This is a genomic window from Colwellia sp. 6M3, from assembly GCF_014077595.1.
Classification (GTDB): domain Bacteria; phylum Pseudomonadota; class Gammaproteobacteria; order Enterobacterales; family Alteromonadaceae; genus Cognaticolwellia.
On record NZ_JACGWF010000270.1, the window covers coordinates 1 to 249 of the forward strand.

The 249-nt window shown below is 43.0% G+C and carries 1 protein-coding gene; it reads left to right on the forward strand.

What is annotated here, in order from left to right; translation table 11 throughout:
* Positions 1-249 (forward strand): IMP dehydrogenase (locus tag H4J50_RS19755; protein ID WP_259366307.1); only part of this gene is annotated, 249 nt, incomplete at both ends.

Consider the following 249-nt stretch of genomic DNA (forward strand, 5'->3'; position numbering starts at 1 on the left):
TTATTGGTAATGTCTTTGTTGAAATTTTTGATGAAGAAGCAAATAAACTCAGTAACGCTAAATGGTTAGCACAAGGTACTATTTACCCTGATGTTATAGAGTCAGCGGCATCTGCTACTGGTAAAGCACTAGTTGCCGGTGCACATTGTGTGATGGTGGGTAGCATGCTCGCAGGTACGGAAGAAGCACCTGGTGAAGTCGAACTTTATCAAGGTCGTTACTATAAGTCATATCGCGGCATGGGGTCTT